Origin of the sequence: Pseudocitrobacter sp. RIT415 (assembly GCF_003057695.2) — a bacterium.
Taxonomy (GTDB): domain Bacteria; phylum Pseudomonadota; class Gammaproteobacteria; order Enterobacterales; family Enterobacteriaceae; genus Pseudocitrobacter; species Pseudocitrobacter faecalis.
Genome location: NZ_QBJC02000001.1, coordinates 351,791 through 368,129, shown reverse-complemented (window position 1 = coordinate 368,129; position 16,339 = coordinate 351,791). Strand labels below are relative to the sequence as shown.

Below are 16,339 nucleotides of genomic sequence, written 5' to 3'. Positions count from 1 at the left end.
CGGCGAAACAGATATATCCTTAAGGTTGATACATAAAATTATGTGACGTAGATCGATAATTCTGGGGTGCTCACACAATCGTCATTGTTGTTACAGCGCCTTGAATTTACTCTGTGATAAAGATTTATCCTGACTTTAGCGGAGCCGTAACGGAATGACAAAGTTTGCATTAACAGGAGACGTCGGGGGCACCAACGCGCGTTTAGCGTTATGTGACCTCGCCACGGGTGAAATCTCGCAGGCGAAGACCTACTCAGGCCTGGATTACCCAAGCCTCGAAGCGGTGGTTCGCGTCTATCTCAAAGAACACAACGTGGACGTGGAAGACGCCTGCATCGCCATCGCCTGCCCGATCACCGGTGACTGGGTGGCGATGACCAACCACACCTGGGCCTTCTCCATTGCTGAAATGAAGAAGAATCTTGGCTTCGCGCATCTGGAAATCATTAATGATTTCACCGCCGTGTCGATGGCTATCCCGATGCTGAAAAAAGAGCATCTGATTCAGTTTGGCGGCGCGGAACCGGTAGAAGGCAAACCGATCGCGGTTTATGGCGCTGGCACCGGGTTGGGCGTTGCTCATCTGGTTCATGTTGATAAGCGTTGGGTTAGCCTGCCGGGCGAGGGCGGTCACGTCGATTTCGCACCGAACAGTGAAGAAGAGGGGATTATCCTTGAAGAGCTTCGCGCGGAAATCGGCCACGTCTCAGCTGAACGCGTGCTTTCCGGGCCGGGGCTGGTCAATCTGTATCGCGCGATTGTGAAATCTGATGGCCGTCTGCCGGAAAACTTACAGCCGAAAGACATCACTCAGCGTGCGCTGGAAGATACCTGCATCGACTGTCGCCGCGCGCTGTCGCTGTTCTGTGTCATCATGGGGCGCTTTGGCGGCAATCTGGCGCTGACGCTCGGCACCTTTGGCGGCGTCTATATCGCGGGCGGCATCGTGCCGCGTTTCCTTGAATTCTTTAAAGCGTCCGGCTTCCGAGGCGGTTTTGAGGACAAAGGCCGATTCAAAGCCTATGTGCAGGATATTCCGGTCTATCTGATTGTTCACGATAACCCCGGTCTACTGGGCTCCGGGGCGCACCTGCGTCAGACGCTGGGGCAAATTCTGTAATTCCCTTCTTCTGCCGGGCGATTTTTCGCCCGGCATTCTGTGTTATCCCCCACGCTTACCCCCTATAAACCGATAATCATCACACTTTTTATTTACGGGATGTTTTGTCCAGTAAATGAATTAATTGTCTGGTAACCGGGGATGGTTTTCCGTAGCCATAATCACCTTGTTTTCAACACAAGGAGTCAATTATGAGCAAAAAACTGATTGCAGTTTGTGCCTGTCCCATGGGCTTGGCACATACCTTTATGGCCGCTCAGGCACTGGAAGAAGCCGCAGTGGAAGCCGGTTATGAAGTCAAAATAGAAACGCAGGGTGCTGACGGTATTCAGAATCGATTAACGCCGCAGGATATTGCCGAAGCCACGCTAATCATTCATTCGGTCGCCGTCACACCAGAAGACAACGAGCGCTTTGAATCGCGTGATGTTTATGAAATCACGCTTCAGGACGCCATTAAAAACGCGGCGGGCATTATTAAAGAAATCGAAGAGATGATTGCCGAAGAGCAACAGTAATGTCGACAGGATAATTTCTATGGTCATTAAGAAACGCAGTGCAAGCGTGGTGCCCGGTACCTCAGGCGGCGCAGCGGCGATTAAAGCGCCGCAGGCCACGCGTATTAGCTTCTGGAGCGAACTGCCGCAACACGTCATGTCCGGGATATCCCGCATGGTGCCTACGCTCATTATGGGTGGGGTGATTCTCGCATTCTCCCAGCTTATCGCATACAGCTGGCTCAAAATTCCCGCCGATATTGGCATCATGGATGCCCTTAACAGCGGGAAATTTAGCGGGTTTAATCTCTCATTACTTAAATTTGCCTGGCTCTCACAATCGTTTGGTGGCGTACTTTTCGGTTTTGCGATCCCCATGTTTGCCGCTTTTGTGGCGAACTCTATCGGCGGAAAACTGGCTTTTCCCGCCGGTTTCATCGGCGGGTTAATGTCGACACAACCGACTCAGTTACTGAGTTTTGATACTGCTCAATTGCAGTGGGTAACCACATCTCCCGTACCGTCAACCTTCATTGGCGCGCTGATTATTTCCATTGTGGCCGGGTATTTGGTTAAGTGGATGAATCAGAAAATCCAGCTGCCGGATTTCCTGCTGGCGTTTAAAACCACCTTTCTGCTGCCCATTCTGTCAGCCATTTTCGTCATGCTGGCGATGTACTACGTCATCACACCATTTGGCGGATGGATAAACGGTGGAATACGCGCCGTTTTGACGGCAGCGGGTGAAAAAGGCGCGCTGATGTATGCCATGGGGATCGCTGCTGCGACGGCAATTGACCTCGGAGGCCCCATCAATAAAGCGGCTGGTTTTGTTGCTTTTAGCTTTACAACCGACCATGTTCTGCCCGTTACCGCACGATCCATCGCGATCGTTATTCCACCAATTGGTCTCGGTCTTGCCACGCTTCTCGATAGACGTTTAACGGGTAAGCGCCTGTTCAGCGCGCAGCTTTACCCGCAGGGTAAAACGGCGATGTTTCTGGCCTTTATGGGCATTAGCGAAGGGGCGATTCCTTTTGCGCTGGAGAGCCCGCTCACCGCTATTCCGTCCTACATGATCGGTGCAATCGTCGGTTCGACAACCGCCGTTTGGCTGGGGGCCGTGCAGTGGTTCCCTGAGTCGGCGATTTGGGCCTGGCCGCTGGTCAGCAACCTTGGCGTTTACATGGCAGGGATTGCGCTGGGGGCAATGATTACCGCGCTGCTGGTGGTCTTCTCACGCCATATGCTCTATCGCAAAGGCAAATTGATTATCGAAGGTCTCTAAGACAAGGAGTCGCGATGACCCTGTTAGTTTCTGTTCGCGACTGGTTGCGCGCGAACAATCTGGATGCCGTGATGATCTCTTCACGCGCTAATAAACAGCCGCATATGCAGATTTCCAGCGGTTCGGGTTATGTAGTGATAAGCCGCACGCAGGCGCATATTTTACTGGATTTTCGCTACTACGCTGAGGTCGCCGCAAAAGCGCAGGGTTATCAGCTCCACTTGCTGGATAACCATCATCGTTTTACTGACGTTATAAACACACTGATTGCCGAAGAGGGATGGCGAACGCTCGGGTTTGAAGGGGAGCAGGTAAGCTGGCACAACGCTGAGCAGTGGCGAAATGATCTTCACACGACTCTGCGCAGTATCTCCCTTGATTCCCTGCGGCAGATTAAAACCACCGATGAAATAGCGTCCGTGCGTGCCGCATGCGCGATTGCCGATCGCAGTGCTGAATACATCAGGCAATTTATACAGCCAGGCATGCGCGAACGAGAAGTGGCCGCGGAACTTGAGTGGTATATGAAAACGCTCGGGGCAGACAAACCGTCATTCGACACCATTGTCGCCAGCGGGCCTCGTGGGGCGTTGCCCCACGGAAAAGCCAGCGAAAAGGTGATTGTCGCAGGTGAGATGGTTACCCTGGATTTCGGTGCGCAATACGGGGGCTACTGCTCAGATATGACGCGCACTTTTTTGGTTCATGGACGCTATGTCACTCCCTCTGACTCGCCACTTTATCACATCTATCACACGGTGCTTCAGGCGCAGCTTGCCGCGATTGCGGCAATAAAACCGGGCGTTCTTTGTCAATCGGTTGATGCGGCGGCACGGAAGGTAATCAAGAACGCCGGGTATGGTGACTTTTTTGGTCACAACACCGGGCATGGCCTGGGCATTGAGGTTCATGAATCACCCTATTTTTCACCGCAGGACTTTACTCCACTCGAAGCAGGCATGCTCCTTACGGTAGAACCTGGAATTTATTTACCTGATGCGGGCGGCGTGCGGATTGAGGATGTAGTGTTAGTCACGCCTCAGGGGGCTGAAGTGCTCTATCGCATGCCGAAAACATTGTTACTCACCGGAGAACAATAATGGACTTAACGTTGCTGAAAGCACTCAGCGAAGCGGATGCCATCGCCGCATCCGAGCAGGAAGTTCGGGACATATTTATTACTGAAGCGCAGAAATATCAAAAGCATATCGAGTTTGATGGCCTTGGCTCGGTATTAATACGTCTGAATGAAAGCGCAGGCCCAAAACTGATGATTTGTGCCCACATGGATGAAGTCGGTTTTATTGTCCGCTCACTCTCTTCTTCTGGCGCGATTGATGTTTTGCCTGTGGGAAACGTTCGGCAAGCTGCAAGAGAACTTCAGCGCGTTCGTATTACCACGCGTTCAGGCAATAAGATTGCCGGAATGTTAGAAGGGGAACGTTCCGGCAGTGAGGTTAGCGCGTTACGTGTTGATATTGGCGCGAGCTCACAGGATGAATTGCTTCAGGCTGGGATTCATCCTGGCGACCGCGTGACCTTTGACAGTGAATTTCAGGCGCTCCCGGGTCAACGAGTGATGGGTAAAGCTTTCGATGATCGCCTGGGCTGTTATCTGTTGATAGCACTGCTTCGCGAACTTTCTCAGACGACATTGCCAGCGGAGGTGTGGCTGGTGGCAACCTCCAGCGAAGAGGTCGGCTTACGGGGAGGGAGAACCGCGACGCATCAGCTTCAACCCGATCTGGCCATTGTGCTGGATACCGCCTGTTGGGCGAAAAATTTCGATTATGGCACCGCTAACCACCGACAAATTGGCAAAGGCCCGATGTTGGTGCTCAGTGATAAATCGTTAATCGCCCCGGCAAAACTCACCCAATGGGTTGAAGAGATTGCGGCACGCGAAAAGATCGCGCTTCAACTGGATATGTTCAGTAATGGCGGTACCGATGGCGGTGCGGTGCATCTGAATGGTCGCGGTGTACCCACGCTGGTTATGGGGCCGGCTACTCGCTATGGACACTGCGCGGCGTCAATTGCCGATTGTCACGACATTGTTCAGACACAACAACTGCTGTCTGCATTGATTCACGATCTCACTCAAGACACATTCGCGCATCTGACGGATTTCAGATGCCAGCACAATGGTTGCTAAGGAGCCGTTATGTTAACCATCCATTTTCTTTGCCCATTGCCAAACGGATTACATGCACGGCCCGCCTGGGAACTGAAAGAGCAGTGCGCAAAGTGGCACAGTGAAATTACACTCATCAACCATCGCCTGAATAACCGTGCGGATGCAAAAAGCTCTCTGGCTCTAATCAGTACGTGCACGTTATTTAATGACAGTTGCAGCCTCGAAATTATCGGCCGCGATGAAGAGCAGGCCAGGCGGGCGCTGGAACACTGGATAGTCAATCACTTCATTGACAGCGATAGCATAGAGCCGAGCGCAGCTGAATTGATTGCGCATCCTTTACCCCGTTCTCTGGTGTATCTGAATCCCGATGTGCTTTATGGCACTGCACTGGCAAATGGCATCGGAGAGGGCATCCTGACCGTCTGGCAGAGCGACAACCTCGATGCATACCGGGCAATTCCAGCCAGCGCTGAAGACGGTACGCGCCTTGAACACAGCCTGGCAACCCTTGCCGAGCGGTTGAATCTACAGCTCCGCGAGCGTGACGGAGAGAGTAAAACGATCCTCAGCGCGCATCTTTCATTAATTCTGGATGATGAATTCGCGGGTAACATCCGTCGCTTATGCCATGAGCAGGCGCTAGGGTTGGGGGCGGCAATCGTTCGTAATATGGAAGAAGTTTGTGAAAAGCTTGCTTCCTCCAGCAGTGATTATCTGCGTGAAAGAGTGAGCGATATTCGTGATATCAGCGAACAGCTTTTACACATTGCCTGGCCTGAGCGGCAGCCGCAAAATCGTCTTCAGCTTGTTGAGCCAACCATTCTGGTGGCGGAAGACTTAACCCCCAGCCAGTTTTTAAGCCTTGAACTGCGCCATCTCAAAGGTATGGTGCTGGAAAAAACCGGCAGGACATCGCACACGTTAATCCTGGCGCGCGCTTCGGCTATTCCTGTCTTGAGCGGTCTTCCAACCGGTGGGTTACTACGGCATGTCGGGCATCCCGCTATTCTGGATGCGCAGTGTGGTGTTCTGGCAATCGATCCGACGTCGTCGGTGAAGGGGTATTACGCTGTCGCCCGCAAACTTGAAGAAAAACGTCAGTATCGTCAGTCATTGGATGCCGCGCTGCCCGCGGTCAGCGCGGATGGTTATGCAATGGATATCGCCGCAAATATTGGTAGCGCGCTGGAGGCCCCGGGCGCGTTTGCGAATGGTGCGCAGGGCGTTGGGCTATTCCGTACAGAAATGCTCTATCTGGACAGGGATAGCGCACCCGATGAGCAAGAGCAGTTTGAAGCCTATCAACAGGTGTTAATCGCCGCCGGTGACAAACCTGTTATTTTTCGCACCATGGATATTGGCGGCGATAAGCAGATCCGCTACCTCAATATTCCGCAGGAAGAAAACCCTTTCCTGGGTTATCGCGCGGTACGTATATATCCTGAATTTACAGCGCTTTTCCATACTCAGTTACGCGCAATCTTGCGTGCTGCAGCTCATGGGCAGGCGCGGTTGATGATTCCCATGGTGCATAGCCTTGACCAAATATTATGGGTGAAAAATGCGCTTCGGCAGGTACAGGCTGAATTGAAAGCGGAGGGTTTACGCCATGCTCAGTCGCTTCCGTTGGGCATAATGGTAGAGGTTCCTTCTGTCTGTTACATCATCGATCACTTTTGTGAAGAGGTCGATTTCTTCAGCATTGGCTCAAACGACATGACGCAGTATCTCTATGCCGTCGATCGTAACAACCCGCGTGTTTCTCCGCTCTATAACCCGATAACGCCTTCTTTTTTAAGGATGTTACAGCAAATTGTCAGCGTTGCGCATCGTCACGGAAAATGGGTAGGGATATGCGGTGAGCTTGGCGGGGAACTGCGTTATTTTCCGCTGCTCCTGGGGTTGGGACTTGATGAGCTCAGTATGAGCGGCCCACGAATTCCGGCCATCAAGAGCGCATTGCGTAAATTGAATCGCGCAGAGTGCTGCGAACTGGCAAGCCAGGCCTGCGAATGTCGCAGCAGTGAGGAAATTGAAGGGCTCCTTGATGCGTTCTCTCCACCCGACGAGGTTAAGCCTCTGCTGGCGCTGGAAAACATTTGCTTTAATGAGGCGTTAACCAGCAAAGAACAGGTCATTCAGTATCTGTGCGGAAATTTAGCTGTCAACGGCCGCACTGAGCATGCGCTGGAACTTGAGGAAGATATCTGGCAGCGCGAAGATATTGTCACTACCGCGGTGGGATTTGGTGTCGCAATTCCACATACTAAATCGCAATGGATTCGCCACTCCAGCATTAGCATTGCGCGGCTACCCCGCCCGATAGACTGGCGTTCGGAAATGGGGGACGTTGAACTGGTTATTATGCTGACGCTGGGCGCTGACGAAGGGATTAATCATGTCAAAGTTTTCTCCCAACTGGCGAGAAAACTGGTTAACAAAGCGTTTCGTGAGCGGCTTTTTTCCGCCGATGATGCAGAGAGTTTAATTGCGTTATTAACGTCAGAAATCGCGTTCTGAATCTACTGAAAACGGGCGCGATATTCACCCGGCGTCAGACCAAACTGACGCCGGAACAGGCGGCAAAAATAGTCGCTGTCCGGATACCCACAGCGACCCGCCACATCGCCTATCGACAAGTTGTACTTCTGCAAGATGATACGCGCTTTCGCCATCCGTACCCATCGCACGTAATCGACAAATCCCATTGTTCCGTGTTGAGCAAAAAGCTTTGAAAGATGATTTGGCGTGATGTTGAAAAATTCAGCCACGCTCTCCCGCGTGAGCGGTTGGGCAAAGTTATCCTGAATCCAGTTACAGACACTCTGGTATAAAAATTCCGTTCGTGGCTGCTGTTTACGCGGATCTGACGTAACAACCTTTCGGCAAAGATGCAGCAGACTTAAGGTAAGTGGCTGTATGATGGGCTGATCCTGCGGCGTGCGGCTAAGATGGGTAAGGGCGGTCAACATGGCTTCCGCTTCACCGCGTTGTGGGTGGGGAAGCTCAAGCTGTCGGGTTGGGCGAAAAAAAGGTGTTGTTCGATTATCGTAAAACGACAGGCCAAGCCAGGCGGGGGAAAACACGAGACTTAACAGCATCACTGGCCCCTTGCTGGCGGGAAGGTTTGCTGCGCGGGCGGGAATAAACAGCATCTCTCCTTGCGTCAGATGCTGTTGTTTGGGCTCAAGGGCATTGCTGTACTCGCCGCGCAAAACGATATCAAGACGCGGGATATCGATACATAAGCTTCCCGGAGGCAGCTTTTTTGCGCTACCCGCAAACCACACCCGTCCAAGCCGCTGTGGATTTAACACCACCCCACTTAGCAGGTCGGCAAAAAATTGCTGGTCAGCGGGTAAGCGGGGGGCGGCCATGCAAGCTCCTTACAAATGCATCAACTGACGAAACTCTTTCACCTTGCTGCGGCTGACGGGCACCTGAAAATCCAGGTCGCGCAGGCGCAGGATATAGGTGTTATTAAACCACGGCTCAATCTCGCGGATCTTATCCAGATTCACACAATACGATCGATGGCAGCGGAAGAAGTGGGTGGCCGGAAGCTTGCTGCAAAACTCCGTGATGTTCATGGGCATCACATACGATTCACGTTTGGTGTACACGAAGGTCATTTTCTCGTGCGCTTCGGCGTAGTAAATATCATTGATGCTGGTGACGATAATGCGCTCATCTTTGATCAGATTGATGGTGTCATTTTCGCGCGCAGTCGTCCCCGGTATCGCTGTACTGCCGCCCGCCTGCTGTTGCCAGGCGCTTTGCAGTTTCTGCAACATGCTGATAATCCGCGATTCCTGGTAGGGTTTAAGAATGTAATCAAATGCCTCCAGTTCGAATGCTTCTACCGCATGTTCTTTCCATGCAGTGATAAATACGATAAACGGTTTATGGGCAAACTGGCTGATGCTTTGCGCCAGCAGCACGCCATCCAGCGAAGGAATATTGATATCAAGGAAGATGGCGTCCACTTTGTTGTGTTGCAAAAAACGCAGCACGTCAAGGCCGTCGTCAAACGTACCGACTATTTCCATCTGGCTGTGTTCTTTAATAAGCCAGGTCAGTTCCTGTTGCGCCAGAATTTCGTCTTCAACAATGATGACTTTCATTTTCTCTCCCTATAACGGCAGCAGAGTGGCGGGAGCTGTTACCGGCGTGCGCGCGTTAGGAATATAAAACGCGATTTCCGTGCCGGGTTCCAGACGGCGGATATGCAGCCCCTCGCCATACAACAATTTTACCCGGTGATGAACGTTCAGCAGGCCAATTTTATTGCCCGGCATTTCATTGGCTTCAACGCGGGCGATGACCTGTGGGTCAATACCGTGGCCAGTATCGCGCACGCTGATGCGCACGCGGTTGCCGCTTTCAGTAATACTAATGGTCACCACGCCTTTACCCTTACAGGGCTGGATGCCGTGAACGATGGCATTTTCGACCAATGGCTGAATCAGCAGGCTTGGGATCACGCAGTTCACTTCATCATCAATGTCATAGATAACCGTCAGCTTATCGCCAAATCGCGCCTGCTCGATGGCAATATAATCTTTGATTTGGTACAGCTCTTTACGGATATCTATCTGCTCATCATCTTTCAATTCAATGTTATAGCGCAGATAGCGAGAGAGATTAAAAATCAACTGGCGCGCGGTGTCCGGATTCAGGCGAATGGAGGACGAAATCGCGTTTAGCGCATTAAACAAAAAATGGGGATTAATCTTGCTTTGCAGGGCGCGAAGCTCTGCCTTATTTGCCATTTCCCGCAGTTGCTCGGCGCGCGACACTTCCAGCTGCGTCGAGATAATCTGCGACAGGCCAACCGCCATCTCCTGCAAGGATGACGTGATCTGGTGTGCGTGGCAGTAGTAGATTTTCAGCGTTCCGGTTACCACGCCTTTCTCCCACAAGGGAATCACCAGCATCGAGTGGATTTCCGGGGTACGATAAGCCTCATCATTGTTTTTAATAATGATTTTTCCACTGCTTATCGCTTCGAATGTGGTTGGGCTAATTATATCGTCCTGATCGCGATAGTTATTTTCCCCTACGCCAACATACGCCAGTACGTGGTCAGTATTGGTGATCGCCACCGCATCGGCGTGGATATCGTTGCGAATGATGTCACACACCTGACGCAGGGATTCGCTATTCACATGACGGAACAGCGGCAGCGTTTTGTTGGCGATATCAAGCGCCAGCTTGGCCTGTCGCGCGGCGCTGGCCTCTTTTTCCCCCTCGACGCTCTGCACCAGCAGTACGATAAAACCGATACAGACGCTACCAAGAATCATCGGAATACCGATTTTAGAAACGATATCGATACCGAGGGCGGTGGTAGGTGCCCAGATGATCACCAGTATCATGGTCAGGGTTTCACACAGCATCCCGGCCAGAATACCGATGCGCCAGTGTTGCGCTTTAGGGATTTTGACGTTAATCCAGCCGGAAAGTAGCCCGGCAATGATACTGGTGATGAAACAGGGAACGGCAGTAACGCCACCAATATCAATCAGATAGCGGTGCACCCCGGCAATCAACCCGACGATTGCCCCAACCCACGGGCCAAACAAAATGCCGCCGGACATCACCGCGATAATACGCACATTCACCAGCGATCCCTCCACCGGTACGCCCGACCAGGTGCTGAACAGAGCGAAGAGCGAAAAGATCGCGCTGACGGCAAGCAGTTCTTTTGGGGTGTGGGCCGTTTTGTGTAGCAGTTCGCGGAAGAGGCGGATGCGGATCAGGAAAAACAGGCAGATCAGCATCAGCGCTGCGCGGTCGAACACCGCCAGCAGCATGTTGAAAATTTCGTGCATGGGAACGCCGGGTTTATCAGGAAAGTCTTATGATAAGAAACCCCGCGCCAGATGACCAGTTGTCTGGATAGGAGGATGAAAATTCATAATCCACAAAAATAAAAGGGGTTTAAACGATGATCGGCTAATCAGCGGGGAAAAGGGGATGCTTAAGATTTTCTCATGAGAACAACAGGATAAAATTAAGTTAATTAAATGTTGTCAAAAAATGCAGTTATGAACGCTGGTGGATTCTTCGTTTTTTAAGCTTCCCCTTTTGGCAGCAAAAACTATTTTTTGCCTTACCCCTCGACAGACGGTTTTTTTTCAGGCTATTTTCTAAACACGCCACTGTCGTGGCAGCGTCGCTCGGACGGTCCGGGCGCTAACGTGAATCTGAGGAACCTATGGCTGAATTCAGTCCTGAACGCCGTTTTACGCGTATCGATCGCTTGCCCCCGTATGTTTTTAACATCACCGCTGAACTGAAAATGGCTGCGCGTCGGCGCGGCGAAGATATTATCGATTTCAGTATGGGTAACCCGGACGGTGCGACTCCGCCGCATATTGTCGAAAAACTCTGTACCGTCGCCCAGCGTCCGGATACGCACGGTTACTCAACCTCGCGCGGGATCCCGCGTCTGCGTCGCGCCATTTCGCGCTGGTATCAGGAGCGCTACGATGTAGAGATCGACCCCGAAAGCGAAGCGATCGTCACCATCGGTTCGAAAGAGGGGCTGGCGCATCTGATGTTAGCCACGCTCGACCATGGCGACACGGTGCTGGTGCCCAATCCCAGCTATCCGATTCACATTTACGGTGCGGTGATTGCTGGCGCGCAGGTGCGCTCGGTGCCGCTGGTGGAAGGCGTCGACTTCTTCAACGAGCTGGAACGCGCCATTCGTGAAAGCTATCCAAAGCCGAAAATGATGATTCTGGGCTTCCCGTCGAACCCGACAGCCCAGTGCGTTGAGCTGGAATTCTTCGAAAAAGTGGTCGCGCTGGCGAAACGCTATGACGTGCTGGTGGTGCACGACCTCGCTTACGCCGACATCGTCTACGATGGCTGGAAAGCACCGTCGATCATGCAGGTGCCCGGTGCGCGCGATGTGGCGGTTGAGTTCTTCACCCTATCGAAAAGTTACAATATGGCCGGATGGCGCATCGGCTTTATGGTCGGTAACAAAACGCTGGTTAACGCGCTGGCCAGGATTAAAAGCTATCACGACTACGGTACGTTTACGCCACTTCAGGTTGCGGCCATTGCGGCACTGGAAGGCGATCAGCAATGTGTTCGCGACATTGCCGCGCAGTATAAACGTCGCCGTGACGTGCTGGTGAAAGGGTTGCATGAGGCGGGCTGGATGGTTGAATGCCCGAAAGCGTCAATGTACGTATGGGCGAAAATCCCTGAACCGTATGCTGCAATGGGCTCGCTGGAGTTTGCTAAAAAGCTGCTGCAGGACGCGAAAGTGTGCGTTTCGCCAGGCATTGGTTTCGGTGATTACGGCGATACCCACGTGCGCTTCGCACTGATTGAAAACCGTGACCGTATTCGTCAGGCGGTGAGGGGTATTAAAGCCATGTTCCGCGCCGATGGCCTGCTGCCTTCCGGTACGAAGCACGCGGCGGAAAACGCCGAATAATAAAACGCAAACAGGAGCCAAAAGGCTCCTGTTTTTTTTACATTCTTAATTAGATCATCAGGGCAAATGTACCGGCCCAAACGATGACCATAAACGACACACCCATAAATAAATATTTCACGACTCATCTCTCCGCGTACTTCACGTTTATACGCTCTAACGAAAACATGTCCTGTTGTGACATTGTGAGCTGACGCACATTGGCATCACCTCAGAATTTGGTGCATCACTGCTCCAGATGGCGCTAATGTACGCTTAATTTTAGGGGGTGACAAGTGAGATTTTTTTATTAATTTTTAGTTACTTACAACTGTCGTGAATCGACGACACATTAATTTCTCACGGTAATATTTTGCCTTTCAGCGACGCGCTTTTTTTGGAAAGCATTCTAAGTAAACCACATTGATTTAATGGTTAATTTTGCCTTGAACGCAGGCGGGAGAACGTGCTTCTCCCGCCCGTAAGGCATTACTCAAAAGTTCCTTTCACACAGGCATAGCCGTTCCGCACCAGCATTCTCCCTTTCGCCCAGACCTCATCAATATGTAAGCCCGCCGTCATAATAATAAAATCGGCATCGCAGCCTTCAGCCAGGCGCCCTTTATGCGCGAAACCGAGGAATTCGGCGACGGTTTGCGTGAACGGGCGCAGGGCCTGTTCCAGCGGAAGTTGATGGTGTTGAACCAGCTGTTGAAGCGTCCCCAGCAACGACTCGAATCCGGCGACACCGATTCCGGTCAGCTTGCCTTCAGCGTTAAACACTGGCTGGCTGCCGTTACCGTCGGAACTCACTGTCATACGCTCAAGCGGCACGCCGTCGCGTAGAGCGCTGGCGATAGCGCTTGCCGCATCAATGGGCGTCTCAATGCTGCTGGTGATATCGATAAATCCGCCCCGGATGGCAAACGCTTTTGCCTCGGTAAATAGCGGCTCAGCGCGGTTAACGTGGGTAGGCAGCAGCTTGTTTATCGGCACATCAGCGTGTTGCAGGATGGCTTCCAGTGGTGCAATCCCGCGCGGGCTGTTACCCATATGAAATACGCTAACGCCTGCTTTTTCACCCAGTAAACCACCGACGCGCGCGAGCGCCGCCATATTGGCGAGCTGCTCATTGCCCGGCGCGGAGGAGCGGTGATCGGAGATCGCGCATTTCACGCCAATCACTTTATCGATGAGTGCCACATCGCGATCCACGCTGCCGGTGATAGTTGGCGAGGGCAGGGAGTATGCACACGTCAGCATCCACGCGCTAATACCTTCATTCTCCAGCGCCCGGGTTTTCGCCAGTAGCGATTCCGGATGACGGGTAATGCCATCGGTACCCAGCAGCCCGACTACGGAGGTAATACCCGCTTCTACCAGCTTCGACAGCCGCACTTCCGGCGTACGCGTATGCGGCCCGGCTTCGCCACCACCGCCAATCAGGTGCACGTGCTGGTCAATAAAACCGGGGCAGACAATGGCCTGTTGCAGATGAATGACTTCGCAGCCAGGCAGCCCGCTGGCGTCGATTTCCGGGGCGATGGCGACAATTTTTCCTGCGGCAATCAGAAAATCCTGTACGCCGCGATCGTCCGGTGCATAGAGATGCGCTTGCTTAAACAGACGCAGACCGGGTAGGGTGATTTCCATATAAAACCTCTCCTATACAAGCAATTGCATTACCCAAAGGGAAAGCAGGGCGTTGATGACGCAAATGGTGATGATGTGCGGATAATATTTCGGGTTAACCCCCGCCGTGCCCAGGCAGCGCCCGGTATTTTGTACCGGGTTACCCATCAGATATATCGCGGGAAGCAACACCGTCGCATCATGGCCGTTTAGCGCGCCTGAAACCACCAGGCTTGCGCAGACGCCGATTCCGCCCCCCATACTCATCACCGAGGCCAGCAGCACGGCCGCCGCTTCTCCGGGCAATCCCCACAGCCCCATCACCGGTTCGAAAACCTTGCCTACTATATCCAGCAATCCCGTGACCTTCAGTGCCTGAATGATCACAAATGCCATCACCACGTTGGGCATCAGGCTGGTGGTGGCGATGGTGAAACCGCGGCGGGCCCCCTCGACAAACAGATCCATCACGTTCTTACGGGCGTGCGTGCTCATCCACGGCCTCCTTGCGTTGACGGCTTTCGATTTGCGCGATCCATAACCGTAACAGGTTTGCGCCAACAAACTTAAATACCAGAATCACCGCCAGCGGGGTGATCACCGGCACCGTTATTACCGTAAATAGCGCCGCGCCAGAGGAAAAATAGTTAGTAATAATGGCGCTGCCGCTGGTCTGAAAGGTGGCGAATATCGCGCGTTCCTGGTCGCTAATAGCGCCTTCCTCCGCCAATTCTTTCGTCATCCCCGCCGCGGCATCGGTATTTTGCAGGTTGGCGATCAACGCCAGCGAGCAAATGCCCGGTATGCCAAGAAGAGGCCTGAGGATAGGCGTCATGAGCTGCTGCGCGGCGCGTAAGCCACCCAGTCCTTCGGTAACAGAAATAATACCAAGCGACAAAATTACCGAAGGTGCCAGTTCAAGGGCAAAGAGAAAACCATCCTTCGCCCCCGTACCGCCTGTTCCGCGAAACGACACGACGCTTTCTCCGGCGCTGTTAACCGCGCCAAACGTGCCGTTCAGCACCGTAAAGTCAAATACTCGCCACCATTCGGTGGATTTCGCAAAAAAGCCAGAAAAGAAAATGACGGTCATGAAAAAGGCAAGATAACCCACCCAACTGACCTTCTCCTGCATCGGGGATGTTTTTTCCATACTTCCCTCCGGTTGACGTTATCCCTGAAACGCAGCCTCCAAAGTAGATGAAGCGCAGCGGGAAACGAACCCTACGGGAAATTTTTCAGAATTCATAAAGGCAAGTGAGAGGGACGATGATTTTATCGGCCCTCTCTGATTTAGGTAGGCCGTTGTGCTGAGGGCTACGCCGTTAACCCCCCATCTACTGCCATACACGCGCCGTTCACGTACGCCGATTCCGGCCCGGCAAGCCAGGCGACAAGGTTGGCGATTTCATGGGGTTCGCCAAAACGCTTCATCGGGTTGGCGTTGATTAAGTACTCAGCATGCTCCCCGTCGAGTGGGTTCATATCCGTTGCGACCGGCCCCGGCTGAACATCATTCACCGTAATTTTGCGCTCGCTCAGATCCCACGCCAGCCCACGCACCATGCGGGCGACGGCGGCTTTAGTTACGCCGTACACCGTGGAGCCAGGCCCCCGGCCTGCGCTGCTGACGATGCTGCCGATGGTGATAATCCGCCCGCCGGGCTGAAAATGGGGGAGCGCCGCTTTAACTGCGACAAACGGCCCACGCACGTTAACGTTGTAGCTCAGGTCGAAATCCTCCAGCGAAAAACTCTCGATATCACCCATCCGCAAAACGCCCGCGTTATAGACCAGAATATCCAGCCCGCCCAATGCCTGGGTCGCCTGATTTACGGCTTCTGTAAGCTGCGCGGCATCGCCGCTGTCGGCCTGAAATGCCTGCACCGCTTTTCCCTGCTGCCGATAATTTTCTACCTGTTGCTGCACGCGTTCGCCGGATGACACCCACGTGAAGGCGACGGTTGCGCCTTCATCGCTAAGCCTGCGAACAATCGCTTCGCCAATACCGCGCGAGCCGCCGATAACCAGAGCCTTTTTTCCTGCCAGTGATTGAGTCATTGCGCGACACCTTTTGTGAGAGGTTAAAAAATGACCATCTTGCAGGCTTAATCTCCTCCTCAACGCCCCTGAGCGTCAAGACTGATTTTGCTCACTGTGTATCACACTGTATCTGGCACGTACGGTGATACAGAGGCAGGCAAAAAGGGGGGAGTGGCGGAAT

At 52.9% G+C, this 16,339-nt stretch carries 15 protein-coding genes; 7 read left to right on the top strand and 8 right to left on the bottom strand.

Features of this window, described 5'->3' with window-relative positions; all coding sequences use genetic code 11:
* Window positions 1–154 precede the first annotated feature (154 nt).
* From glk to ptsP, 6 genes are all read left to right on the top strand, one after another.
* Window positions 155–1,120, top strand: coding sequence for a glucokinase (glk, locus tag DBY68_RS01640; protein ID WP_108473480.1), 966 nt, complete (start codon window positions 155–157; stop codon window positions 1,118–1,120).
* Between the two features lie 191 nt (window positions 1,121–1,311).
* Entirely contained in the window at window positions 1,312–1,638 is a 327-nt protein-coding gene (locus DBY68_RS01635) for a PTS fructose transporter subunit IIB (protein WP_108473481.1), read from the top strand.
* A gap of 19 nt (window positions 1,639–1,657) precedes the next feature.
* Window positions 1,658–2,905 (top strand): PTS fructose transporter subunit IIC, encoded by a 1,248-nt coding sequence (locus tag DBY68_RS01630; protein ID WP_108473482.1) that lies wholly within the window; start codon window positions 1,658–1,660, stop codon window positions 2,903–2,905.
* 14 nt (window positions 2,906–2,919) lie between these two features.
* Entirely contained in the window at window positions 2,920–4,005 is a 1,086-nt protein-coding gene (gene ypdF, locus DBY68_RS01625) for an aminopeptidase (RefSeq protein WP_108473483.1), read from the top strand.
* On the top strand, window positions 4,005–5,060 hold the full coding sequence (ypdE, locus tag DBY68_RS01620; RefSeq protein WP_108473484.1) for an aminopeptidase: 1,056 nt from the start codon (window positions 4,005–4,007) through the stop codon (window positions 5,058–5,060). The genes ypdF and ypdE overlap by 1 nt, the downstream gene beginning before the upstream one ends.
* A 9-nt stretch (window positions 5,061–5,069) precedes the next feature.
* Window positions 5,070–7,565: a phosphoenolpyruvate--protein phosphotransferase gene (gene ptsP / locus DBY68_RS01615; protein ID WP_108473485.1), complete on the top strand. Its 2,496-nt coding sequence runs from the start codon at window positions 5,070–5,072 to the stop codon at window positions 7,563–7,565.
* A 2-nt stretch (window positions 7,566–7,567) separates the two neighbouring features.
* Here the strand turns inward: ptsP and DBY68_RS01610 are convergent, their stop codons facing one another.
* Genes DBY68_RS01610 through DBY68_RS01600 form a run of 3 tightly spaced genes read right to left on the bottom strand, consistent with a single transcriptional unit; the run spans window position 7,568 to window position 10,879 of the window.
* Complete coding sequence (locus tag DBY68_RS01610) at window positions 7,568–8,422, bottom strand: AraC family transcriptional regulator (protein WP_108473486.1); 855 nt, start codon at window positions 8,420–8,422, stop codon at window positions 7,568–7,570.
* Window positions 8,423–8,431: 9 nt separating this feature from the next.
* The gene (locus DBY68_RS01605) at window positions 8,432–9,169 is read right to left on the bottom strand and encodes a LytTR family DNA-binding domain-containing protein (protein ID WP_108473487.1); all 738 of its coding nucleotides are present in this window, start codon (window positions 9,167–9,169) and stop codon (window positions 8,432–8,434) included.
* 9 nt (window positions 9,170–9,178) lie between these two features.
* A complete protein-coding gene (locus DBY68_RS01600; protein WP_108473488.1) occupies window positions 9,179–10,879 on the bottom strand; it encodes a sensor histidine kinase in 1,701 nt (566 codons plus the stop codon).
* Window positions 10,880–11,265: 386 nt separating this feature from the next.
* Between DBY68_RS01600 and alaC the strand changes: the two genes are divergently transcribed.
* Complete coding sequence (gene alaC, locus DBY68_RS01595; RefSeq protein WP_108473489.1) at window positions 11,266–12,504, top strand: alanine transaminase; 1,239 nt, start codon at window positions 11,266–11,268, stop codon at window positions 12,502–12,504.
* Window positions 12,505–12,553: 49 nt separating this feature from the next.
* Here alaC and ypdK read toward each other — a convergent pair whose 3' ends face one another.
* The 5 genes from ypdK to DBY68_RS01570 form a co-directional block, all read right to left on the bottom strand.
* Window positions 12,554–12,625, bottom strand: coding sequence for a membrane protein YpdK (gene ypdK / locus DBY68_RS01590; RefSeq protein ID WP_108473772.1), 72 nt, complete (start codon window positions 12,623–12,625; stop codon window positions 12,554–12,556).
* Between the two features lie 347 nt (window positions 12,626–12,972).
* Window positions 12,973–14,136 (bottom strand): beta-aspartyl-peptidase, encoded by a 1,164-nt coding sequence (gene iadA, locus DBY68_RS01585; RefSeq protein ID WP_108473490.1) that lies wholly within the window; start codon window positions 14,134–14,136, stop codon window positions 12,973–12,975.
* A gap of 12 nt (window positions 14,137–14,148) precedes the next feature.
* Window positions 14,149–14,610 carry a YjiG family protein gene (locus DBY68_RS01580; RefSeq protein WP_108473491.1) on the bottom strand — a complete coding sequence of 154 codons (462 nt, stop codon included), beginning with the start codon at window positions 14,608–14,610 and terminating at the stop codon, window positions 14,149–14,151.
* The gene (locus DBY68_RS01575; protein ID WP_108473492.1) at window positions 14,591–15,268 is read right to left on the bottom strand and encodes a nucleoside recognition domain-containing protein; all 678 of its coding nucleotides are present in this window, start codon (window positions 15,266–15,268) and stop codon (window positions 14,591–14,593) included. Before DBY68_RS01575 ends, DBY68_RS01580 begins: the two co-directional genes overlap by 20 nt.
* A 164-nt stretch (window positions 15,269–15,432) precedes the next feature.
* Complete coding sequence (locus tag DBY68_RS01570) at window positions 15,433–16,176, bottom strand: SDR family oxidoreductase (protein ID WP_108473493.1); 744 nt, start codon at window positions 16,174–16,176, stop codon at window positions 15,433–15,435.
* Window positions 16,177–16,339 lie beyond the last annotated feature (163 nt).